The 23,130-nt window shown below is 51.7% G+C and carries 20 protein-coding genes and 1 other RNA gene; 15 read left to right on the top strand and 6 right to left on the bottom strand.

Going from position 1 to position 23,130, the window contains the following annotated elements; all coding sequences use genetic code 11:
* The first annotated feature begins 175 nt into the window (after positions 1-175).
* The 7 genes from clpP to WBL83_RS17885 all read left to right on the top strand — a co-directional run bounded on the left by clpP (position 176) and on the right by WBL83_RS17885 (position 8,527).
* The gene (gene clpP, locus WBL83_RS17915) at positions 176-799 is read left to right on the top strand and encodes an ATP-dependent Clp endopeptidase proteolytic subunit ClpP (RefSeq protein ID WP_034457992.1); all 624 of its coding nucleotides are present in this window, start codon (positions 176-178) and stop codon (positions 797-799) included.
* 146 nt (positions 800-945) lie between these two features.
* On the top strand, positions 946-2,220 hold the full coding sequence (gene clpX / locus WBL83_RS17910; RefSeq protein WP_424590402.1) for an ATP-dependent protease ATP-binding subunit ClpX: 1,275 nt from the start codon (positions 946-948) through the stop codon (positions 2,218-2,220).
* Positions 2,221-2,527: 307 nt separating this feature from the next.
* Complete coding sequence (gene lon / locus WBL83_RS17905) at positions 2,528-4,882, top strand: endopeptidase La (protein ID WP_424590401.1); 2,355 nt, start codon at positions 2,528-2,530, stop codon at positions 4,880-4,882.
* Between the two features lie 211 nt (positions 4,883-5,093).
* On the top strand, positions 5,094-5,366 hold the full coding sequence (gene hupB, locus WBL83_RS17900; protein ID WP_034457998.1) for a nucleoid-associated protein HU-beta: 273 nt from the start codon (positions 5,094-5,096) through the stop codon (positions 5,364-5,366).
* A gap of 237 nt (positions 5,367-5,603) precedes the next feature.
* Positions 5,604-7,475 (top strand): peptidylprolyl isomerase, encoded by a 1,872-nt coding sequence (ppiD, locus tag WBL83_RS17895; protein WP_424590400.1) that lies wholly within the window; start codon positions 5,604-5,606, stop codon positions 7,473-7,475.
* A 163-nt stretch (positions 7,476-7,638) separates the two neighbouring features.
* On the top strand, positions 7,639-8,004 hold the full coding sequence (locus WBL83_RS17890) for a helix-hairpin-helix domain-containing protein (RefSeq protein ID WP_424590435.1): 366 nt from the start codon (positions 7,639-7,641) through the stop codon (positions 8,002-8,004).
* Positions 8,005-8,128: 124 nt separating this feature from the next.
* Positions 8,129-8,527: a YbgC/FadM family acyl-CoA thioesterase gene (locus tag WBL83_RS17885; protein ID WP_424590399.1), complete on the top strand. Its 399-nt coding sequence runs from the start codon at positions 8,129-8,131 to the stop codon at positions 8,525-8,527.
* A 33-nt stretch (positions 8,528-8,560) separates the two neighbouring features.
* Here WBL83_RS17885 and queC read toward each other — a convergent pair whose 3' ends face one another.
* The gene (gene queC, locus WBL83_RS17880) at positions 8,561-9,256 is read right to left on the bottom strand and encodes a 7-cyano-7-deazaguanine synthase QueC (protein ID WP_424590398.1); all 696 of its coding nucleotides are present in this window, start codon (positions 9,254-9,256) and stop codon (positions 8,561-8,563) included.
* An 81-nt stretch (positions 9,257-9,337) separates the two neighbouring features.
* Positions 9,338-11,041, bottom strand: coding sequence for an SgrR family transcriptional regulator (locus WBL83_RS17875; RefSeq protein ID WP_424590397.1), 1,704 nt, complete (start codon positions 11,039-11,041; stop codon positions 9,338-9,340).
* A gap of 114 nt (positions 11,042-11,155) precedes the next feature.
* On the opposite strand from WBL83_RS17875, the gene cof reads away from it, so the two are divergent.
* Positions 11,156-11,977 carry an HMP-PP phosphatase gene (gene cof / locus WBL83_RS17870; RefSeq protein ID WP_424590396.1) on the top strand — a complete coding sequence of 274 codons (822 nt, stop codon included), beginning with the start codon at positions 11,156-11,158 and terminating at the stop codon, positions 11,975-11,977.
* A 37-nt stretch (positions 11,978-12,014) separates the two neighbouring features.
* Here cof and WBL83_RS17865 read toward each other — a convergent pair whose 3' ends face one another.
* Entirely contained in the window at positions 12,015-13,061 is a 1,047-nt protein-coding gene (locus WBL83_RS17865) for a PLP-dependent cysteine synthase family protein (RefSeq protein WP_424590395.1), read from the bottom strand.
* 114 nt (positions 13,062-13,175) lie between these two features.
* Here WBL83_RS17865 and WBL83_RS17860 point away from each other — a divergent pair, with 114 nt between their 5' ends.
* The 5 genes from WBL83_RS17860 to amtB all read left to right on the top strand — a co-directional run bounded on the left by WBL83_RS17860 (position 13,176) and on the right by amtB (position 19,161).
* Entirely contained in the window at positions 13,176-13,637 is a 462-nt protein-coding gene (locus WBL83_RS17860; RefSeq protein WP_424590394.1) for an Lrp/AsnC family transcriptional regulator, read from the top strand.
* A 63-nt stretch (positions 13,638-13,700) separates the two neighbouring features.
* On the top strand, positions 13,701-15,479 hold the full coding sequence (locus WBL83_RS17855) for a SmdA family multidrug ABC transporter permease/ATP-binding protein (protein WP_424590393.1): 1,779 nt from the start codon (positions 13,701-13,703) through the stop codon (positions 15,477-15,479).
* Positions 15,472-17,250 (top strand): SmdB family multidrug efflux ABC transporter permease/ATP-binding protein, encoded by a 1,779-nt coding sequence (locus tag WBL83_RS17850; protein WP_424590392.1) that lies wholly within the window; start codon positions 15,472-15,474, stop codon positions 17,248-17,250. Before WBL83_RS17855 ends, WBL83_RS17850 begins: the two co-directional genes overlap by 8 nt.
* A gap of 253 nt (positions 17,251-17,503) precedes the next feature.
* On the top strand, positions 17,504-17,842 hold the full coding sequence (gene glnK / locus WBL83_RS17845; RefSeq protein ID WP_002891893.1) for a P-II family nitrogen regulator: 339 nt from the start codon (positions 17,504-17,506) through the stop codon (positions 17,840-17,842).
* Between the two features lie 32 nt (positions 17,843-17,874).
* Entirely contained in the window at positions 17,875-19,161 is a 1,287-nt protein-coding gene (amtB, locus tag WBL83_RS17840; protein WP_424590390.1) for an ammonium transporter AmtB, read from the top strand.
* A gap of 78 nt (positions 19,162-19,239) precedes the next feature.
* On the opposite strand, the gene tesB is transcribed toward amtB, so the two are convergent.
* The gene (gene tesB, locus WBL83_RS17835) at positions 19,240-20,100 is read right to left on the bottom strand and encodes an acyl-CoA thioesterase II (protein ID WP_424590389.1); all 861 of its coding nucleotides are present in this window, start codon (positions 20,098-20,100) and stop codon (positions 19,240-19,242) included.
* Positions 20,101-20,315: 215 nt separating this feature from the next.
* Here tesB and WBL83_RS17830 point away from each other — a divergent pair, with 215 nt between their 5' ends.
* Positions 20,316-20,894 (top strand): YbaY family lipoprotein, encoded by a 579-nt coding sequence (locus WBL83_RS17830; protein WP_424590388.1) that lies wholly within the window; start codon positions 20,316-20,318, stop codon positions 20,892-20,894.
* A gap of 89 nt (positions 20,895-20,983) precedes the next feature.
* Here the strand turns inward: WBL83_RS17830 and WBL83_RS17825 are convergent, their stop codons facing one another.
* Complete coding sequence (locus WBL83_RS17825) at positions 20,984-21,295, bottom strand: MGMT family protein (protein WP_424590387.1); 312 nt, start codon at positions 21,293-21,295, stop codon at positions 20,984-20,986.
* 172 nt (positions 21,296-21,467) lie between these two features.
* Here WBL83_RS17825 and ffs point away from each other — a divergent pair.
* Positions 21,468-21,564: signal recognition particle sRNA small type (gene ffs, locus WBL83_RS17820), an RNA gene on the top strand.
* 53 nt (positions 21,565-21,617) lie between these two features.
* On the opposite strand, the gene WBL83_RS17815 is transcribed toward ffs, so the two are convergent.
* Complete coding sequence (locus WBL83_RS17815; RefSeq protein WP_424590386.1) at positions 21,618-23,048, bottom strand: PLP-dependent aminotransferase family protein; 1,431 nt, start codon at positions 23,046-23,048, stop codon at positions 21,618-21,620.
* Between the last annotated feature and the right edge of the window lie 82 nt (positions 23,049-23,130).

Genomic DNA, 23,130 nt, shown 5'->3' with positions numbered 1-23,130 from the left:
GCTTGAAACAGGGTAAGCTCATCCCCATAAATACGGGAATGGCTCAAAAACAGGACCCCTGACTGATAATCCGTCCAAATAAGGTTGCGAGACGCAAGGAGCGTAGTCTTCTTTTATCGTCTCAAGTAGAATCAGTGAACAGGTATCGAAGGCTTAATTATTCCAGGAGACGGAAATGTCATACAGTGGCGAAAGAGATCAATTTGCACCCCATATGGCCCTGGTGCCGATGGTTGTTGAACAGACATCGCGTGGCGAGCGTTCATACGATATCTATTCCCGTCTGCTCAAGGAACGTGTCATCTTTATGACAGGCCAGGTTGAAGACCACATGGCTAACCTGATTGTGGCGCAGATGCTGTTTCTGGAAGCAGAAAACCCAGAGAAAGACATCTATCTCTACATCAACTCACCAGGTGGCGTGATTACTGCCGGTATGTCTATCTACGATACGATGCAATTTATTAAACCAGATGTCAGCACTATCTGTATGGGACAAGCCTGTTCGATGGGCGCTTTCCTGCTGACCGCTGGAGCGAAAGGTAAGCGTTTCTGCTTGCCGAACTCACGAGTGATGATTCACCAGCCGCTGGGTGGCTATCAGGGTCAAGCAACGGATATCGAAATCCATGCTCGCGAAATTCTGAAAGTGAAAGCTCGTATGAACGAACTCATGGCGCAACATACTGGCAAGTCTCTTGAAGAAATCGAAAGAGACACCGAGCGTGACCGTTTCCTCGCCGCAAGCGAGGCGGTAGAGTACGGATTAGTCGACTCCATCCTGACTCACCGTAGCTAACGCCCGAAAACAGTGAGCCGTATACTATAGTTGAAGTAGCGGCAGTTGAAGTAGCGGCTCCTGGCGCGCTTACGATTGGCTGCGCCGTAGAATGGCACTTGTGCCGGACTTGTACGGTGCAAAGAAACAGAAAAGAGGTTTTACCGATGACAGATAAGCGCAAAGACGGTTCAGGCAAATTACTGTACTGCTCTTTTTGCGGCAAAAGCCAGCATGAAGTGCGTAAACTGATTGCCGGGCCGTCAGTGTATATCTGCGATGAGTGTGTCGACTTATGTAACGACATTATTCGCGAAGAGATCAAAGAAGTCGCGCCGCACCGCGAACGTAGCGCGCTGCCGACTCCGCATGAAATCCGTCACCATCTCGATGATTACGTCATCGGTCAGGAACAGGCTAAAAAAGTCCTGGCGGTAGCGGTTTATAACCATTACAAACGTCTGCGTAACGGCGACAGCACCAACGGCATCGAGCTGGGCAAAAGTAACATCCTGCTCATCGGGCCGACGGGTAGCGGGAAAACCCTGTTGGCTGAAACCCTGGCTCGTTTGCTGGATGTTCCATTCACCATGGCAGATGCCACAACGTTAACCGAAGCGGGTTACGTGGGTGAAGACGTAGAAAACATCATCCAGAAATTGCTGCAAAAATGTGATTACGATGTGCAGAAAGCACAGCGCGGTATCGTGTATATCGATGAGATCGACAAAATCTCCCGCAAATCTGATAACCCATCCATCACCCGTGATGTGTCTGGTGAAGGTGTGCAGCAGGCGTTGCTGAAACTTATCGAAGGTACCGTTGCTGCGGTTCCACCACAGGGTGGCCGTAAGCATCCACAGCAAGAATTCTTGCAGGTTGATACCTCTAAGATTCTGTTCATCTGTGGCGGCGCATTTGCAGGTCTCGATAAAGTTATCGCCAACCGAGTTGAAACCGGTTCAAGTATCGGCTTTGGTGCGACCGTAAAAGGTAAGTCTCAGAAAGCGACCGAAGGGCAGTTATTAGGCCAGGTTGAGCCAGAAGATTTGATCAAATTTGGTCTTATCCCTGAGTTTATTGGCCGTCTGCCAGTCGTTGCTACGCTGACTGAACTGAGCGAAGAAGCGCTGATTCAAATCCTGAAAGAGCCGAAAAACGCCCTGACCAAGCAATACCAGGCGTTGTTCAATCTGGAAGGTGTGGATCTGGAATTCCGCGACGAAGCGCTGGATGCGATTGCTAAAAAAGCAATGGCACGTAAAACCGGTGCTCGTGGTCTGCGTTCCATCGTTGAAGGCGCATTGCTGGATACCATGTACGATCTTCCTTCAATGGAAGATGTCGAGAAAGTGGTGATTGACGAATCCGTCATCGACGGTCAGAGCAAGCCATTATTAATTTATGGTAAGCCGGAAGCGCAACAAGCATCCGGTGAATAATTCGCCAAAATAACCAGTCAGTTAGTATAAAAAGGGGGATTTATATCCCCCTTTTGTTTTTCCTTCATTCCTGGCATTGAATGCTCGGGAAACATCCCCATATACTGACTTACTTGTTGGTGATGTCATGATATTCGTCATCCTTCAAACCGCAGGTGCGTTGACTGCAGCCACTTACTCCAGTCACATAGTCAACTATGCTCCTGGAGATTCGTGGCATTGTCGCCTTCCTGCATTTTGAATGATTTAGAATATAGACTGAGGCATCGCCCCATCACCAGGCGGACCTTAACTAAGAGAGAGCTCTATGAATCCTGAGCGTTCTGAACGCATTGAAATCCCCGTATTGCCGTTGCGCGATGTGGTGGTTTATCCGCACATGGTAATTCCACTGTTTGTCGGGCGAGAAAAATCCATTCGTTGCCTGGAAGCGGCCATGGATCATGATAAAAAAATCATGCTGGTGGCACAGAAAGAAGCCTCGACAGATGAGCCAGGTGTAAATGACCTGTTCTCAGTGGGTACCGTCGCATCCATCTTGCAAATGCTGAAACTGCCAGACGGCACCGTCAAAGTGCTGGTTGAAGGTTTACAGCGTGCACGTATTACTACGCTTTCTGACAACGGTGACCATTTCTCAGCGCAGGCTGAGTACCTGAATTCGCCAGCTATCGAAGAGCGCGAACAGGAAGTGCTGGTGCGCACCGCGATTAATCAGTTTGAAGGCTATATCAAACTGAACAAAAAAATCCCGCCAGAAGTGCTGACTTCACTGAACAGCATTGACGATCCTGCTCGTCTGGCCGACACCATCGCTGCACATATGCCATTAAAACTGACTGACAAACAGTCCGTTCTTGAGATGTCCGATATTAACGAACGTCTTGAATATCTGATGGCTATGATGGAGTCAGAAATCGATCTGCTGCAGGTTGAGAAGCGCATTCGCAACCGCGTTAAAAAGCAGATGGAAAAAAGCCAGCGTGAGTACTATCTGAATGAGCAAATGAAAGCGATTCAGAAAGAACTCGGCGAAATGGACGACGCTCCGGACGAAAACGAAGCGCTAAAACGCAAAATCGATGCGGCTAAAATGCCAAAAGAAGCGCGTGAAAAAACCGAAGCGGAACTGCAAAAACTGAAAATGATGTCGCCTATGTCTGCGGAAGCAACCGTGGTACGTGGTTACATCGATTGGATGGTGCAGGTGCCGTGGAATGCGCGCAGCAAAGTGAAAAAAGATCTGCGTCAGGCGCAGGAAGTCCTCGATACCGATCATTACGGCCTTGAGCGCGTGAAAGATCGTATCCTGGAATACCTCGCAGTCCAGAGCCGCGTAAACAAGCTCAAAGGGCCAATTCTGTGCCTGGTTGGGCCTCCAGGTGTAGGTAAAACCTCACTGGGCCAGTCCATCGCAAAAGCGACTGGGCGTAAATACGTGCGGATGGCGTTGGGCGGCGTGCGTGATGAAGCGGAAATTCGTGGTCACCGTCGTACTTATATCGGTTCCATGCCAGGCAAATTGATTCAGAAAATGGCGAAAGTGGGTGTTAAAAACCCATTATTCCTGTTGGATGAAATCGATAAAATGTCCTCAGACATGCGTGGCGATCCGGCATCAGCACTTCTGGAAGTTCTTGATCCAGAACAGAACGTGGCGTTCAACGACCACTATCTGGAAGTGGATTACGATCTGAGCGACGTTATGTTCGTTGCAACGTCTAACTCCATGAACATCCCGGCACCGCTGTTGGATCGTATGGAAGTGATTCGTCTGTCCGGTTACACCGAAGACGAAAAACTGAACATTGCTAAACAGCACTTGTTGACGAAGCAAATCGAACGTAACGCCTTGAAGAAAGGTGAAATCACGGTTCACGATAGCGCTATTACTGGCATCATTCGTTACTACACGCGTGAAGCGGGTGTTCGTAGCCTTGAGCGTGAAATTTCCAAACTGTGCCGTAAAGCGGTTAAACAACTGCTGCTGGACAAAACGCTCAAACATATCGAAATCGACGGTGACAACCTGAAAGATTTCCTTGGCGTGCAACGCTTTGACTATGGCCGTGCAGATAGCGAAAACCGTGTAGGGCAGGTTACTGGCCTTGCGTGGACTGAAGTCGGTGGTGATTTACTGACCATCGAAACCGCTTGTGTGCCGGGCAAAGGCAAGCTGACTTACACCGGTTCTTTGGGTGAAGTTATGCAGGAATCTATCCAGGCTGCGTTGACCGTGGTGCGTGCGCGTGCAGAGAAATTGGGCATCAATGCTGATTTCTACGAAAAACGCGATATCCACGTTCACGTACCAGAAGGTGCAACCCCGAAAGATGGCCCAAGCGCGGGTATTGCGATGTGTACCGCGCTGGTATCTTGCTTGACAGGTAACCCTGTGCGTGCAGATGTGGCGATGACCGGTGAAATCACGCTGCGTGGTCAGGTTCTGCCAATCGGTGGTTTGAAAGAAAAACTGCTTGCGGCACACCGTGGCGGCATCAAAACTGTTTTGATTCCGGATGATAATAAACGTGACCTGGAAGAGATTCCTGACAACGTTATCGCCGACCTGGATATCCATCCGGTTAAGCGCATTGAGGAAGTTTTGGCCCTTGCACTGCAAAACGAGCCTTACGGAATGCAGGTTGTAACCGCAAAATAGTGACCTGACGCATATTCGGTCAATAAAATCAGGGCTGGCGGGTGAATTGTCACTTGCCAGCTTTTTTTTGTATGGCTACTTTAGATCGCTGGGGATGCATGTCGTTCACAACGGGTGTTGTAAGGGCATGACAGGCCTGATATAACTGCTGCGCGGTCGCACTTTGAAGGATATCTGGTGCGATATAAATTATAAAGAGAGGAAGAGAAGAGTGAATAAATCTCAACTGATAGACAAAATTGCCGCAGGTGCTGATATTTCTAAAGCCGCGGCTGGACGTGCATTAGACGCTGTGATTGCTTCTGTTACTGAATCTCTGCAATCTGGGGAAGACGTGGCACTGGTTGGCTTTGGAACATTTGCTGTTCGTGAACGTGCTGCCCGTACCGGCCGTAACCCACAAACTGGCAAAGAAATCACCATCGCTGCTGCCAAAGTACCAGGTTTCCGTGCTGGTAAAGCACTGAAAGAAGCTGTGAACTGATTTATCGTCCGATTTTTAGGGCAAGGGTAGTCAAAAAGCTAGTTCAGGGCGCATCAATAGATGTGCCTTTTTTTATGGCTGAATGACTAATTTTGCGCATGTTAGATGATTTGAACCCATTTTCTTGTCACAATACCCGCTTGCACGCAGCGGCACAGCAGTACGCGTATTCAGGGATGCCCATTTAGCGACTGCGCTGGGTTTACCATTCACACTACAGTGGAGTGTTGTTACACCATGATGGACAATTTACGTACGGCGGCAAACAGCCTCGTAATCAAGATAATTTTCGGCATCATTATCGTGTCATTCATTTTGACTGGCGTGAGTGGCTACCTGATTGGCGGTAGCGCCAACTATGCCGCAAAAGTGAATGGTCAAGAAATTAGCCGTGGTCAGTATGAGAACGCCGTTGCAAGCGAGCGTAATCGCCAGCAGCAACAACTGGGCGAACAGTTCTCTGTACTGGCAGGCAACGAAGGCTATATGAAGCAGATGCGCCAGCAAGTGCTGTCACGCATGGTTGATGAAGCGTTGATGGATCAATACGCCAAACACCTTGGCCTGGGCATCAGCGACGAACAAATCAAACAAGCCATCTTTAAAGAACCGGCATTCCAGAACAACGGCAAGTTTGATAACGCGCGTTATACCTCGATCCTCAACAATATGGGGATGACACCCGATCAGTACGCACAGGCACTTCGCAATCAACTGACCACTCAGCAACTGATTAATGCCGTTGTTGGCACTGATTTCATGTTGAGCGGTGAAACTGATGCGCTGGCCGCGCTGGTGTCACAGCAGCGTGTGGTTCGTGAAGCCACAATTGATGTGAACGCACTGGCTGCAAAACAAGAAGTTACCGAGCAGGAAATTAACTCCAGCTACGAGCAGAACAAAAACAACTACATCGCCCCTGAGCAATACCGTGTCAGCTACATCATGCTTGATGCAGCGTCTCAGAATGTTGAAGTGGCAGATGCTGATATCCAGTCTTATTATGACCAACATCAGGATGAGTTCACTCAGCCTCAGCGTAACCGCTACAGTGTAATTCAAACCAAAACTGAAGCCGAAGCTAAAGCGATTCTTGATGAGCTGAACAAAGGTGCTGACTTTGCTGCACTGGCTAAAGAAAAATCTGCTGACATCATCTCTGCGCGCCAGGGTGGTGACATGGGTTGGCTGGAGCCTGGCACGACACCGGACGAGCTGAAAAGCGCCGGTCTGAAAGAGAAAGGTCAACTTTCTGGCGTGATCAAATCTTCTGTTGGTTTCCTGGTGGTTCGTCTTGATGATGTGACGCCTGCTCAAACCAAACCGTTGTCTGACGTTAAAGACGCGATTGCTGCGAAAGTGAAACAAGAGAAAGCGGTTGATGCTTACTATGCGCTGCAACAGAAGGTGAGTGACGCGGCAAGCAACGATAACGAATCTCTGGCAAGTGCTGAAAAAGTTGCGGGTGTTAAAGCGGTTGAGACAGCCTGGTTTGGTCACGACAACGTGCCTGCTGAGCTGAACTTCAAACCGGTTACAGATGCTATTTTCAATGGCGGTCTGGTCGGTGCTAATGGCACACCTGGTAGCAACTCCGACATCATCACTGTTGATGGTGACCGTGCATTCGTAGTGCGTGTAGCAGAACATAAAGCTGAAGCTATTAAGCCATTAGCGGAAGTTCGTGAGCAGGTTATCGCGCAGGTTAAACATCAGAAAGCTGAGCAACAAGCGAAGCTGGATGCTGACAAACTCCTGAACGCGCTGAAGCTTGGCAAAGGTGATGAAGCGATGAAAGCCGCAGGCTTGAGCTTCGGTGCTGCAAAAACACTGGCTCGCACTGGGCAGGATCCAATCAGTCAGGCGGCTTTCACTCTGCCTTTACCGTCTAAAGACAAGCCTTCCTTCGGCGTGGCGAACGACATGCAAGGTAACGTTGTTCTGTTAGCGGTGGATGAAGTTAAAGCCGGCGATATGCCAGCAGACCAGAAAAAAGCGATGGTTCAGGGTATTACCCAGAACAATGCCCAAATTGCTTTCGAAGCGCTGATGACCAATCTGCGCAAAGAAGCGAAAATTAAGATGGGCGACAGCATCGAACAGCAGTAACGTTCTTCGGCGTTGCTCGCACTCAGATGCAACGCTCTGCAACATTCAAAGGCCGCTTTCGCGGCCTTTTCCACATTTGAGGATTGCCATTTGTTTGTGTTTTTTTCTCCCGTTAAGGTGGCTTTGCTGTCAACACACAAGGAGGAACAGCATGAAACCAGGAATCAAAAGTGGAATAAAAACAGTCTGCATCGCCGTAACACTGATCGGTGCCAGCGCATGTTCACTGGCAACCGCTGCCCCAGCGGTCGTCAAGAATGAGACCGCTGTTCAACCGATTAATAAAACCCCAGCCACACCCGTCACGACGGTAAAGCAAAGCGATGCTGACGATGGCGTGGTGAGTATTAACACTGCCAGTGCAGAAGCTCTGGCGCAGGCGATGAATGGTGTGGGACTTAAAAAAGCTCAGTCGATTGTGAGCTACCGTGAAGAGTACGGTCCATTCAAAGCGCTTGAGCAATTGCAAGAGGTGCCAGGGATTGGCAGCGCATTGGTAGAACGCAATCTGTCTCACATTAAGCTGTAACGCTTCTTGCCAGTACCTCGCATACGGTAAAAAACTTGCTATGCTAAATCACAGGTCATACCAGTTTGGGTGTGGCCTGTTTACCTCACCTGATGATCAAAACTAAAAATAGGGTTTTAGCGCTATGCAAACACAAATCAAAGTTCGGGGTTACCATCTTGATTTCTATCAGCATGTTAACAATGCCCGCTACCTTGAGTTCCTCGAAGAAGCTCGATGGGAAGGGCTGGAAAACGCGGCTGGTTTCCAGTGGATGACGGACAACAACATCGCGTTCATCGTGGTGAATATCAATATTAACTATCGCCGTCCGGCAGTCCTTGGGGATGTGCTCCGCATCGAAAGCAGTTTGCAGCAACTCAACGGTAAAAGCGGTGTGTTAAGTCAGATTGTTAAACTTGAGCCTGAAGGTGAGATTGTGGCAGATGCTCTGCTGACATTCGTGTGTATCGATTTGAAGACGCAGAAGTCGGTTCCGCTGGAAGGAGAATTGCGCGAGAAGTTGGTGCAGATGATGGAGTAACCGATTAGGCGTGGCAAAACCACGCCCGCTGAATTACTTAAGCCCGGTCTTCTTTTTCATGGCTGCCATTACCGCAGGTTTATCTGCCAGGTAATGGTTTAGCCCGTTAGCACGAAGGTTACAGGCAGCACATTCACCACAGCCATCGCCCTGAATGCCGTTGTAACAGGTCAGAGTTTCTTCACGCACCAGATCCAGTTGCTGCCAGTAATCTGCCAGCGCCCAGGTTTCAGCTTTATCCAGCCACATCAGTGGTGTTTCAAAACGAACGTCACGGCCCATTCCGAGGCTGACTGCGTGATTCAGGGCTTTCACGAACTCATCGCGGCAATCCGGATAACCTGAGAAGTCTGTCTCGCACACGCCGGTAATCACGGCTTCGGCTTCAACCTGGTAGGCATAAATCGCGGTCAGTGTCAGGAACAGAATATTGCGACCTGGTACGAAGGTGCTTGGAATACCATTTTCTGACGGATCGTAATTAGGCACAGGAATGCTATCGCGCGTCAGGCTGCTGACGGCCAACTCGTTGAGTAAGGTGACATCAAGGACTTTATGGGCTCGCGCACCCAGTTTCAGCGCAAGTTCACGGGCAACGTCAATCTCAGCACGGTGGCGCTGGCCATAATCAAACGTCACACAGTGGACTTCATCATACTGTTCTAAAGCCTGAATCAGGCAGGTTGTGGAGTCCTGGCCACCACTAAAGACGACAACTGCACGTTTCATGAGTATTCCTGGTCAATATCGTAAAAAATATATGGTAACGCGTGGGCCGTATGGCTGCCCAGCTTCTTCACGCCATCGTTTTCACATCATCGTCGGTGGCGGTAACCAGGCCTGGGTAAAATCGAACCAACCCCATGCGTTGAGTTCTATGCCATTTACACCAGGTGGCGCGCTGATTTGGTAACGATAATTAAACAGTGGCGACACGATGGCATCGCACATTAATGCGCTGAACACTTCCTGCAAACCGGTACTGCGGGTGTTTTCATCGGGGTGGATTTGTACGGTATCGAGTGTCGCTTGCAAATGTGTGAACTGACTTTCGGTGAGAACCGCAGGCCACAGCACATCGCTGCGTAACCACTGCTCCAGCGTATAAACCGGCGCCTCACCAATTAACCGGTCGCCCATCATTAAATCGGCTTCTGCTAATGCTTCACAGCCGGTCCAGTTTTTTGCGTCGTGGAAAATTAGCGTTAATTCACAACCTAAAACCGCAAGATAAGTTTTCAACTGTTGCGCCATCACGTGCAATTCAACCGGCAAATGGTAAAGCAGCGTTAACTGCTGCGGGAGTGTCACCGCCTCACATTTTGTCCACTCCGGTATTTTCCAGCCGGGGATCATATCAACGCTTGGCATGATCAGCGATTCATCGACGGGCAGGCTGGCGATCAGCTGTTGCTGGTGGATTATCTGCATCAGATAGCGTGCCTGCTCAGGGGACAAACTCCGGTTCTGTTTCACCGCCAGATAACAAAAACCGAGGCTGATGCTATTGCTGACGGGGCGCAGATGCACCAGTTCATCCTTCTGACCAATGGCAATTTGCACCGGGTGGCGGCAACTGGTACCCAGTTCGGTATCGAACAGTTGCGGGGTTATCCAGTATTCCACTGCTTTGAGAAGCGGATGGCCGAGATGCCAGGACTCAAAACTTTCGATTCGCACCAGATTCTCTTTAAAGCTATTGATGCGAAATGGCCCGCAGCCAATTTGCGAATCTTCAGGATGCGCCAGGCGGCTGCAATAACTTGCCAGCCGGTGAGCCAGCCAGTAATCGGGGCTATGCAGCACGAAACGGATGCACTGTGTATGGGCAAGCTCAATGCGCTTTACGCTGACGAACAAACGTCGCATCGCCGGGAGTGCCAGCAGCATCATTAACCGTTGCTGTAGCTGCGCGGTTTCTACCGGTTCGCCATTATGCCAGTGAAGCGTGGAGCGAATAAAAAAGTACCAGTTCAGACCGTCTTCGGAGACTTCCCAGTGATGAGCCAGATCGGGTTGCGGAGCCGGGTTATTTGAGGTGAAACGGGTGAGGCCGGCAAAGATTTGCCCTGCTAAATGTTGTTCGGCGCGGCCAGGCAGAAATCCCGGCTGCAAGGGTTCAAGTGGTCGGTAATAGGGAATACGCAGCGTTGGCGTGTCATTTTGCCATTGCCCGCCGAGAAACGGTTGCAGCAACTGGCGCAATTGTTCCGGCGCGATTTGCGCCAGTTCGAGTGCGTTCTGGTGCTGACCTTTGTGCAACACCTGTTCCATCATTCCAGAACGAACGCTCTCAGGCGTCACCAGAAAGGTGAGTGTTCCTCGTTTGCCTCGCCCCGACTGTGCCTGCCAGGTCAACCAACCCGCATCTTGCAGTTGATTTAGCAGCGTGCGCACATGTCGTTCACTGCAAAAACAGCGAGCCGCCAAATCGGCGACGGTCACGAGTTGTGTTTCGCCGGAAGAGGGCTGCCATAAACGCTGAAACTGGTTGAGTCGATTTAACAAGCGCATGAGATAAACCCGGAACAATTTTCAGAAAGTATTCACTATTAGTTCCGTATATGCCAGGCGATACTGCTCACTCGCAAAATATTTTGAGCAAAGATTTCGCAAATCGGAGTAAACATGGCTCGTCTGGCTGCATTTGATATGGATGGTACGCTGTTAATGCCCAATCACCATTTGGGTGATGAAACGCTGTTTACCCTGAACCGTCTACGTGAAGAGCGCCAGATGACGCTAGCATTTGCCACCGGCCGCCATGTTCTGGAAATGCGCCATATTCTCGGTTCGTTGTCGCTTGAAGCCTATTTGATTACCGGCAACGGTACGCGCATCCACTCAACGAAAGGGGAGTTGCTGCATAGCCAGGATCTCGCGCCGGAAGCGGCAGAAATCGTGTTGCACAGCCATTGGGATACACAGGCCAGCATGCATGTGTTTAATGATAGCGGCTGGATGACGCAAAACGAAATCCCCGAGTTGCTGCACGCTCATGTCTACAGTGGGTTTAAATATCGTCTGACCGATCTCAAGCGTTTGCCTGCGCATCAGGTGACGAAGATCTGTTTCTGCAGCGATCACGACGATCTCCGCCGTCTGAAAATCCAGTTAAATGAAGCGCTGGGCGATAGCGCATTCCTCTGTTTCTCGGCGGTGGATTGTTTAGAAGTGTTGCCGACAGGCTGTAACAAAGGTGCGGCGCTGAATGTGTTAAGCCAGCATCTTGGCCTGACGATGCAAGATTGTATGGCATTCGGCGATGCAATGAACGACCGCGAAATGCTCTCAAGCGTGGGTCATGGTTTGATCATGGGCAACGCGATGGCGCAACTGAAAGCAGATTTACCGCATTTACCTGTTATTGGCCACTGCAATAAACAGGCTGTTTCTCATTATTTGACTCATTGGCTGGATACACCAAACCTCACTTATTCCCCCGAATGACAAGGCTTAAGCCAGCCGGGCAAATGCCCGGTTTTTTTTACTTAATTAATTCCTGAATCTCCGCCTGCCACGGCTGTAAATCACCGATATTCTTCATCACCCATTCCGCGTTGTAATAGCTTTCCAGATAACGGTCGCCGCTATCGCACAGTAACGTGACAATAGAACCGGTGCGCCCTTCTGCACGCATACGCGCAGCAAGCTGCAACACACCCCACATGTTGGTCCCGGTGGAGGCGCCAACTTTGCGACCCAGTACGGTTTCCAGCCACTGCATGGTGGCGATACTCGCCGCATCAGGAACGCGCATCATGTCGTCGATGACATCCGGAATGAACGACGGCTCGCAGCGTGGGCGGCCGATCCCTTCAATTTTACTGCCTGTGTCGCTGCGCAAACTGCAATCACGTTTCTGCCAGTAATCCATGAACACCGAATTTTGCGGATCGACTACAGTCAGCTGCGTTGGATAACCCTGATAACGCAGATAACGGCCAATAGTGGCGGAGGTGCCACCGGTGCCTGCACTCATCACGATGTAATCGGGCACCGGATGCGGTTCATGTTCCATCTGACGGAAAATACTGTCGGCAATATTGTTATTGCCGCGCCAGTCGGTTGCGCGTTCGGCGTAGGTGAACTGATCCATATAATGGCCGTTCAAATCGCGAGCCAGAGTTTCTGACGCGGCATAAATCTCGCAGGCATTGTTCACGAAATGGCAGCGGCCGCCATAAAACTCAATCTGTTCAATCTTACGTTTCGCCGTGTAAGCAGGCATAACGGCAATAAATGGCAACCCTAACAAACGGGCAAAGTAAGCCTCAGAAACCGCGGTTGAACCTGAAGACGCCTCAATAATCGTCGTGCCTTCTTTAATCCAACCGTTACATAAACCGTATAAAAAGAGTGAACGGGCAAGACGATGTTTCAGGCTGCCGGTCGGATGGGTACTTTCATCTTTCAGGTAGAGCTGGATGCCGGGAAAACCAGGTAGCGCAAGGCGAATCAAATGTGTATCTGCGGAGCGTTGGTAATCGGCGTTAATTTCGCTTATAGCGTGGTTTACCCAGGAACTGGTCATGATGTTGTCCGTTTGTCTATTTGTGCTTAGAGTAATGCAAAAAGAGGATAAAAAAGTTGCCTTTTAGCCTGTCTGGGACGTTCAATGGAGAAAAACTTTCTCCCGGAGGCCGTCATGTTAGATAAAATTGACCGCAAGCTGCTATCCTTACTGCAAAACGACTGCACCCTCTCTTTGCAGGCACTCGCTGATGCCGTTAATCTGACCACCACACCCTGCTGGAAACGCCTGAAACGGCTTGAAGATGACGGGATTATTCGGGCCAAAGTCGCGCTCTTAGATCCGGAAAAACTGGGCCTCGGTCTGACCGCATTCGTGCTGATAAAAACCCAGCATCACAGCAGCGAGTGGTACTGTAAATTTGTCTCCGTCGTGGCGCAGATGCCCGAAGTTCTTGGTTTCTGGCGCATGGCAGGGGAGTACGACTACCTGATGCGTGTGCAGGTAGAAGACATGAAGCGGTATGACGATTTTTACAAACGGCTGGTGAACGGCATTCCTGGTTTAAGCGATGTGACTTCGAGTTTTGCCATGGAACAGATAAAATACACCACGGCTTTGCCTCTAGAACGCTGAGTCCCCATAGCCTTCCATTTCTCTGCCCGACCCCGGCAGACAGCATTTCAGGAATTTGACTGCGTGCGATTATTTGCTCAATTAAGCTGGTATTTCACCCGCGAATGGCGACGCTATCTCGGGGCTGTCGCCTTGCTTATTATCATTGCTATCTTGCAATTAGTGCCGCCAAAACTGGTGGGCGTGATTGTCGATGGTGTCACCCAACAGCGCCTTTCTGGAAGCGACGTGTTGATGTGGATTGGCGTGATCTTCGCCATCGCGGTCGTCGTCTACATGCTGCGTTACGTCTGGCGCGTGTTGTTATTTGGCGCTTCCTACCAGCTTGCCGTTGAATTGCGCGAAGACTATTACCGCCAGTTAAGCCGCCAGCACCCTGAATTCTATCTGCGTCACCGCACCGGTGATTTGATGGCGCGTGCAACTAACGATGTCGACCGCGTGGTCTTTGCCGCGGGTGAGGGGGTGTTAACTCTCGTGGATTCGCTGGTGATGGGTTGCGCGGTATTGATCGTGATGTCGACGCAAATCAGCTGGGAACTCACGCTGCTTGCCTTACTGCCGATGCCGATTATGGCGCTGGTGATCAAACGCTATGGCGACCAGTTACATCAACGTTTCAAACTCGCCCAGGCTGCATTCTCAACGCTAAACGACAGGACGCAGGAAAGTTTATCCAGCATCCGCATGATCAAAGCATTCGGTCTGGAAGACCGCCAGTCCGCGCTGTTTGCCGCCGAAGCCAAAGATGCCGGCATGAAAAACATGAAAGTGGCGCGGATTGATGCACGTTTTGATCCCACGATTTATATCACCATCGGCACTGCAAACCTGCTCGCTATCGGCGGTGGCAGCTGGATGGTGATTCAGGGCTCACTGACGCTTGGGCAACTTACCAGTTTCGTGATGTACCTCGGCCTGATGATTTGGCCGATGCTGGCGCTGGCATGGATGTTCAATATCGTTGAGCGTGGCAGTGCAGCATACAGCCGTATTCGCAGCATGTTATCCGAAGCACCGTCAGTCACTGATGGTGAACAAGTTGCCCCGGCAGGGCGCGGTACCGTAGAGGTAAATATTCAGGCGTTCCACTACCCGCAAACGGCACGGCCAACACTTGAAAATGTCTCCTTTACTTTAAAGCCTGGCGCAATGTTGGGGCTATGCGGGCCAACGGGTGCCGGGAAAAGTACCATTCTGTCTCTTCTCCAGCGCCATTTTGACATCGACCAGGGCGAGATTTGTTTCCATGGCATTCCGCTGGTGCAGATGCAGCTCGACTCATGGCGTAGCCGCCTGGCAGTGGTAAACCAGACGCCATTCCTGTTCTCCGATACCGTCGCCAGCAACATCGCGCTGGGTAAACCGGGTGCTACGCAGGAAGAGATTGAACATGTGGCCAGGCTTGCCAGCGTTCACGACGATATCCTGCGTTTGCCGCAAGGTTATGAAACCGAAGTGGGAGAGCGTGGCGTAATGCTTTCTGGCGGCCAGAAGCAGCGTATTTCCATCGCCCGCGCGTTATTACTGGATGCGGAAATCTTGATCCTCGACGATGCGCTTTCTGCCGTTGATGGCCGGACTGAACACCAGATCCTGCATAACCTGCGTCAGTGGGGCGAAAACCGCACGGTGATTATTAGCGCGCACCGCCTGTCGGCATTGACCGAAGCCAGTGAAATCCTGGTAATGCAGCACGGGCATGTTGTCCAACGTGGCAATCACGATGTGCTGGTGGGCGAGCCGGGATGGTATCGCGACATGTATCGTTATCAACAACTGGAAGCGGCGCTGGATGACGCGCCACAAACCACAGCAGACGAGGAGCCAGCCAATGCGTAAATCAATACAGCAATGGCCAACCATAAAACGCCTGCTGGCTTACGGATCCCCGTGGCGTAAACCGCTCGCAGGGGCGGTGGTTATGCTGTGGATTGCGGCTGCTGCCGAAGTCAGTGGCCCGATTTTAGTCAGTTATTTCATTGATAACATGGTCTCTGAACATCGCCTGCCGATAGCGGCGGTGGCGGGATTGGGGACAGCCTATTTACTGCTGTCTATTTCAGCGGCGGGGCTGCATTACTGGCAGGCTTTATTATTTAACCAGGCCGCCGTTGGCGTGGTGCAAAAGCTGCGTACTGACGTGATGGATGCAGCACTTCGCCAGCCGCTCAGCACCTTTGATACCCAGCCGGTTGGACAATTAATTTCCCGTGTTACCAACGATACCGAAGTGATACGTGACCTCTACGTGACAGTGGTAGCGACCGTGTTACGAAGTGCCGCATTGATTGGCGCGATGCTGGTGGCTATGTTCAGCCTCGACTGGCGTATGGCGTCGGTGGCGGTTTGCATCTTCCCGGCGGTCATTATCGTGATGTTCATCTACCAGCGTTACAGCACGCCGATTGTCCGTCGGGTGCGCAGTTATCTGGCTGACATCAACGATGGCTTTAACGAAGTCATCAACGGGATGAGCGTCATTCAGCAGTTCCGCCAACAAGCGCGTTTTGGCGAGCGCATGGGGGCGGCAAGCCGTTCACACTATCTGGCGCGTATGCAAACTCTGCGTCTCGACGGCTTTTTACTGCGCCCGTTGCTGAGCCTGTTTTCGGCGATGGTGTTGTGCGGCCTGTTGATGCTGTTTGGTTTTACCTCGGTCGGGACTATCGAAGTGGGCGTGTTATACGCCTTTATCAACTATTTAGGCCGTCTTAATGAACCGCTAATCGAACTCACCACGCAACAATCGATGCTGCAACAAGCGGTGGTTGCAGGGGAGCGCGTGTTCGAATTAATGGACGGTAAACGTCAGGATTACGGCAACGATAATCGCCCGCTGGAAAGCGGTCGTATTGAAGTCGACAACGTTTCCTTTGCCTATCGCGGCGATCGCCTGGTATTGCAGGACATCAATCTCGATGTTCCCGCGCGCAGTTTCGTGGCGCTGGTGGGGCATACCGGCAGTGGCAAAAGTACTCTGGCAAATTTGCTGATGGGCTATTACCCGCTGACCAACGGTGAAATTCGTCTGGATGGTCGTCCGCTGGACACCCTGAGTCATAGCGTGTTGCGCCAGGGTGTTGCGATGGTGCAACAAGATCCGGTGGTGCTGGCGGATTCCTTCTTTGCCAACGTGACGCTCGGACGTGACATTAGCGAAACGGCAGTCTGGCAAGCGCTGGAAACGGTGCAACTCGCCGAACTGGCACGCACCATGAGTGATGGCATTTATACGCGGCTGGGTGAGCAGGGCAATAATTTGTCCGTCGGCCAGAAGCAATTGCTGGCATTGGCTCGAGTGTTAGTGGATGCCCCGCAGATCTTGATCCTCGATGAAGCGACGGCGAATATCGACTCCGGTACCGAGCAGGCGATTCAGCATGCGCTGGCTGCGGTGCGTGAGCACACGACGCTTGTGGTGATTGCTCACCGTCTCTCAACGATTACTGATGCCGACACCATTCTGGTCTTGCACCGTGGGCAGGCCGTGGAACGAGGCACGCACAGTGAATTGCTGGCGGCACAAGGCCGTTACTGGCAGATGTATCAACTGCAACTGGCGGGTGAGGAACTGGCTGCGGCCACGCGTGAAGAGCCCGCGACGGCCTGACGCACCAAAAACACGCAAAAATCCAATGGGTATCCCCGTTGGTGCAGAAATGAAACGCACCATGCACTGAAATGGTGCGTTTTTATTATCTAAGAAATTTCTTAATCCCGGTCATCGAAATGCCCTCCCTTTAAATCCTTATACAGCGCGGCTTAACGCGCTGAAAATTCCTGTTTTTCATTTTTGGCACGGCCTTTGCTTTATCTAATTCGTGTTGTAGAGGCAATTACCCAATTCTGACTGGAGGGGATCTATGAAGCTGGTTACCGTGGTGATCAAACCGTTCAAACTCGAAGACGTACGCGAAGCGCTGTCTTCAATCGGTATTCAAGGGCTGACCGTGACCGAAGTGAAAGGCTTTGGCCGCCAGAAAGGTCATGCAGAGTTGTACCGCGGTGCTGAGTACAGCGTCAATTTCCTGCCTAAAGTGAAAATTGATGTGGCAATTGCCGATGATCAACTCGATGAAGTCATTGATGTCATTAGCAAAGCTGCCTACACCGGCAAGATTGGCGATGGCAAAATCTTCGTTGCTGAACTGCAACGTGTCATCCGCATTCGTACCGGCGAAGCCGACGAAGCTGCACTGTAATCGTCTTGCCACTCGTGAAAGGGATGGAAAAAATGAAAAAATTAGCCTCTATCTTAGGCGTTGTAGCCCTGGCACTTGCGCCATCAATTGCTCTGGCGGCACCGGCTGTCGCTGATAAAGCAGACAACGCCTTTATGATGATTAGCACCGCATTGGTGCTGTTTATGACTATACCCGGGCTGGCGCTGTTTTACGGCGGCCTGATTCGCTCCAAAAACGTGCTGTCGATGCTGACGCAGATTACGGTCACGTTTGCTCTGGTTTGTGTGCTGTGGGTGGTTTACGGCTATTCATTGGCCTTTGGCACCGGTGGCAGCTTCTTCGGTAATTTCGACTGGGTGTTGCTGAAAAATATTCAGCTCACCGCGTTGATGGGCTCTTTCTACCAGTATATTCACGTGGCGTTCCAGGGCTCTTTCGCCTGCATCACCGTGGGGCTGATTGTCGGTGCGCTGGCTGAACGTATTCGCTTCTCTGCGGTGCTTATCTTCGTTGTGATTTGGCTGACGCTCTCTTATGTGCCGATTGCGCATATGGTGTGGGGTGGTGGCTTGCTGGCATCGCACGGTGCGATGGACTTCGCGGGCGGTACAGTCGTACACATCAACGCCGCAGTTGCGGGTCTGGTGGGGGCTTACCTGATTGGTAAACGTGTGGGCTACGGTAAAGAAGCATTTAAACCGCATAACCTGCCAATGGTGTTTACCGGTACTGCCATCCTGTACTTCGGCTGGTTTGGCTTCAACGCTGGATCTGCAAGTGCGGCAAACGAAATCGCAGCACTGGCCTTTGTTAACACAGTTGTGGCAACGGCGGCAGCCATCCTCGGTTGGGTATTTGGTGAGTGGGCATTGCGTGGCAAACCTTCTCTGCTGGGTGCGTGTTCCGGTGCGGTTGCAGGCCTGGTCGGTATCACTCCAGCGTGTGGTTATGTCGGTGTCGGTGGAGCACTGATTATCGGTCTGGTGGCGGGTCTGGCTGGTTTGTGGGGCGTGACGCTGCTGAAAAAATGGCTGCGTGTGGATGACCCTTGTGATGTGTTCGGTGTCCACGGCGTGTGCGGTATCGTAGGTTGCATCATGACCGGTATCTTTGCCGCGACCTCTTTAGGTGGTGTGGGCTACGCAGAAGGCGTGACTATGGGCCATCAGGTACTGGTGCAGTTGGAAAGTATCGGTGTGACGATTGTCTGGTCCGCGATTGTTGCGTTCATCGGCTTCAAAGTGGCTGACCTGACAGTAGGTCTGCGTGTACCAGAAGAGCATGAACGTGAAGGTCTGGATGTGAACAGCCACGGCGAAAATGCTTACAACGCATAAGTAATTTATCCCTCCCCCTCAATTTTTAGCCTTCTCCCTCTCCTGGGGGAGAGGGACGGGGGGGGAGGGCGTTCTGACTTAACCTCGTTTACGCATCACACCTTCTTGCACCGTTGACGCAACCAGCACGCCATCGCGTGAATAAAACTCTCCGCGAACAAAACCACGTGCACTGGAAGCTGAGGTACTTTCTACGCTGTACAGCAGCCAGTCATTCAGATCAAACGGGCGGTGGAACCACATTGAGTGATCGATGGTCGCCACTTGCATGCCCGGCTCCAGGAAACCCACTCCATGAGGCTGAAGCGCGACAGGAAGGAAGTTAAAATCAGAGGCATAACCCAGCAGATACTGATGTACGTGTAATTCGCCAGGCATTTTGCCGTTGGCTCGCATCCACACCTGGCGTACCGGCTCATCGACATGGCCTTGCATTGGGTTGTGGAACACTACCGGTCGGATCTCGAGTGGCTTTTCACACAGAAATTTCTCTTTCAGGCTCTGCGGGAGCAACTTTTCAAACGCCATGGCAATTTCAGTTTCTGACTTCAGATTTTCCGGAGCAGGTGCTGCTGGCATGGCTTTTTGATGTTCAAAGCCGGGTTCTGGCGCCTGGAAAGAGGCGGTCATGTAGAAAATCGGCTTGCCATTCTGAATTGCCGCTACGCGACGCGCGCTGAAACTATTGCCATCACGCAGGGTTTCGACGTCATAGACAATCGGTTTTTGGCTGTCCCCTGGGCGCAGAAAATAGCTGTGGAATGAGTGTACCAGGCGTTCAGCGGGCACAGTTTCTTTGGCGGCATACAACGCCTGGCCAACCACTTGTCCACCGAATACCTGACGTAAACCTAAGTCCTCGCTCTGGCCACGAAAAATACCTTCTTCAATCTTTTCCAGATTGAGTAATGCCAACAAATTGCTGAGCGGTTGACTCATAAAAGGTCCTCAGTAAAAAAATAAAAATCCCGCATCTGGCCTGATTATAACAGGTTTCCAACAATCTCCATCCAGTGGCCCGACCTGATGATCTCTTTCGGTTTTGGGCAAAAATCAGTGATATGTGCCACACTTAGCGTGATAAGTATGTTTAACCACTCATTACTTGTGGGCCAACAGCCTGCTGGTGCATTGATAATAAGGAGAACAAATCAATGAAACTTGTGCACACGTTAAGTGGTTTAGCCATTGCTGTTGCGATGGTGGGTTGCGCGCATAACAAAAGTGCGGACATCCCAACTCCGGCTCCTGCTGCGACGACGTCATCAGCAGCGGCTACGGCTCAGTCTGATATTCAGCAGCCGAATGTCTCGGGTACGGTTTGGATCCGTCAACGTATTGCGCTGCCACCCGATGCAGTGCTAACAGTGACGTTATCCGATGCTTCCATGGCGGACGCTCCGTCTAAAGTGCTGGCGCAGCGAGCGGTCCGCACGGAAGGGAAACAATCACCGTTCAGCTTTGTACTGCCGTTTAACCCAGCGGATATCCAACCTAACGCGCGGATTATCCTGAGCGCGGCCATCACCGTGAATAACCAGCTGATGTTTATCACCGATACTATTCAGCCGGCAATCAACAATGGTGGGACGAAAGTGGATCTGACATTGGTACCGGTTCAGCAGACAGCGGTTCCTGTGCAGAATAACGGTGGCGCAACAACGACCGTTCCGTTGACCTCTCCGACTCAGGTTAACCCTTCATCAGCAGTGCCTGCTCCAACGCAGATGTGATGCTAAACAAGTGCCTCTACGGAGGCGCTTTTAGTTTGGTCGGGTGGATAAGCGCTAGCGTCATCCACCATTTGCATCAGTTTTGTCATTTAGTAATTCCAGCGATAACGCTGCATATCAATTTGCCCGCTCCCGGAAACCATAATCCCCTCTGAAAGCAAAGCTTGCCGCTGACGTTGCAAATCTGGGCCGGTCAGGGAAATCGCGCCATGACGATTCACGACCCGATGCCAGGGTAATTTACTGCCTTCGGGTAAGCGTTTGAGTACACCGCCCACTTGCCGTGCTGCGCGCGGTGAGCCAGCCAGCCGCGCGACATCGCCATAGGTGGTGACGTAACCTTCAGGGATCGCGGCAATAATCTGATAAACGCGCTGGGGGAATGAGTCGTTATTATCCATTGCACACTCCAAATCAGGATGTCGGTAAGGATAATCGTGGTGAGCTAAACTAGAAAGAGAAACAGGGGCTGCGCAAGAAAGCAACACCTGACCGCTCCTTGCTTGCAATTGCATGGGTCAACATGGATAATGCGCCAGCGCGTTAGGTAACTAGCGCTCTCAATGGGGGCCCTGTTGGTTCTCCCGCAACACTAATTTGTGAATTCGGTCAGGTCCGGAAGGAAGCAGCCGCAGCAGATGACGTGTGTGCCGGGATGTAGCTGGCAGGGCCCCCACCCAATTCTGGGTCTCAAACCCTTCAGCAGTCATCCCTAAAAAAATCCTACACCACCATCGCTCGTCCAGCGTAACTGCCCGCGTGTGACAGATTGTCCCAGACTGGTTTTAAACGTTCCAGAGCGGTGCGCATCTGTGTTGGCTCAAGCGTGAACGGCAAACGCAAATAGCGTTCAAATGCCCCTTCGGCGCCAAAACGTGGGCCTGCACCAATGCGAATCCCGATTGATTCCGCACTGGCGGCAAAGACGGTTGCCAGCGGTGCAGGCAGTTCGATCCACCAGGATAAACCTCCCTCCGGCACGACGGTTATTTTCCACTCCGGGAATAACGCTTTGATAGCTTCAGCGCAGGCATCTCTGTGCTGGCGCAGCATGGCGCGTCGCGCAGGCAGGAAGTTATCTGCTTCGTTAAATAGGTGGATAGCCGCGAGCTGCTCCAGCACTGGCGAGCCTAAATCCAGGCTGTCGCGGATTTGAATCAGCGATGCGATAGTGCGGGGCGATGCCCGAATCCAGCCTATCCGCAAACCGCCCCAGAAACTTTTCCCGCCGGATCCCAGAGTGATTATCCGGTCGTCATGATCAAATGTCGCCAGCGGTGGCGGCGGTGGGGCGTCAAACCACAGGTCGACCATGGTTTCATCAACCACCACGGTGGTACGGGTGCGGGCGGCCATTTCAGCGATAGCGATACGCGTCGCGACATCCATACAACGCCCGGTAGGATTATGGTAATCGGCAATCAAGTAGGCGAGTCGTGGGGACGTTTGCGCAATGGTCGCCGCCAGCCCTTCGGTGTCCCAACCCTGTTCAGTCAGGCTAACGGGAACCGCACGGCACGACGCACCTTTAATTGCCGTCAATGCCATCGGATAAGTTGGATGATCCATCAAGACGCGATCGCCCGGGCCTGTCAGTAGACGCAGGATCAACCCAAAACCACTAAGCGCACCATTGACGATCATAATCTGGTCGGCGTGAGTCGGCAGCCCGCGGGCAGCGTAGCGCTGTGCGATAACCTGACGCAGTTCCGGTAGACCCTGCTGGTTGTAACCAGTCGAGCCCAAATGTTCTGGCAAAGCCATCAGCGCGTTTGCGTAGGCCTGATGAATTTCCGGCCCGGCAGTCAGTGCCGCGGTGGAAAGATCTAACGTTGCCGCCTGACCAGGAAGGGGAGATACAGCTTGTCGCCCTTCCGGCAGCATGGTGACCGAACCTGAACCTTGTCGGCTGGCCAGATAACCTTCATCACGCAATTGTGCGAGTGCGGTCGCGACAGTGGTCCGGCTAACGCCGAGCGCTGCTGCCAGTTCACGTTCACCTGGCAGGCGACTGTCGAGCGGCAAACGCCCATCCAGAATCAACAACCGTAGCCCATCCGCCAGTTGGCGATAAACCGGGGTGCGGGGTAAATCCTGTTGCCAGTTTCCCAGCAATTTGGTCAGAGATGATGATCCGGTTCTACGCTGGGCCATAGCAATCCACTTTTTATTAACTGGACCTTAATATCAGATCCATTTTGCGTAAAAGTAAAGCCACAGAAGAATACTGAGGTGA

Source organism: Buttiauxella sp. (genome assembly GCF_049686335.1).
In the GTDB taxonomy this organism is placed as follows: Bacteria; Pseudomonadota; Gammaproteobacteria; order Enterobacterales; family Enterobacteriaceae; genus Buttiauxella.
This window is presented reverse-complemented; position numbering and strand designations above follow the sequence as displayed.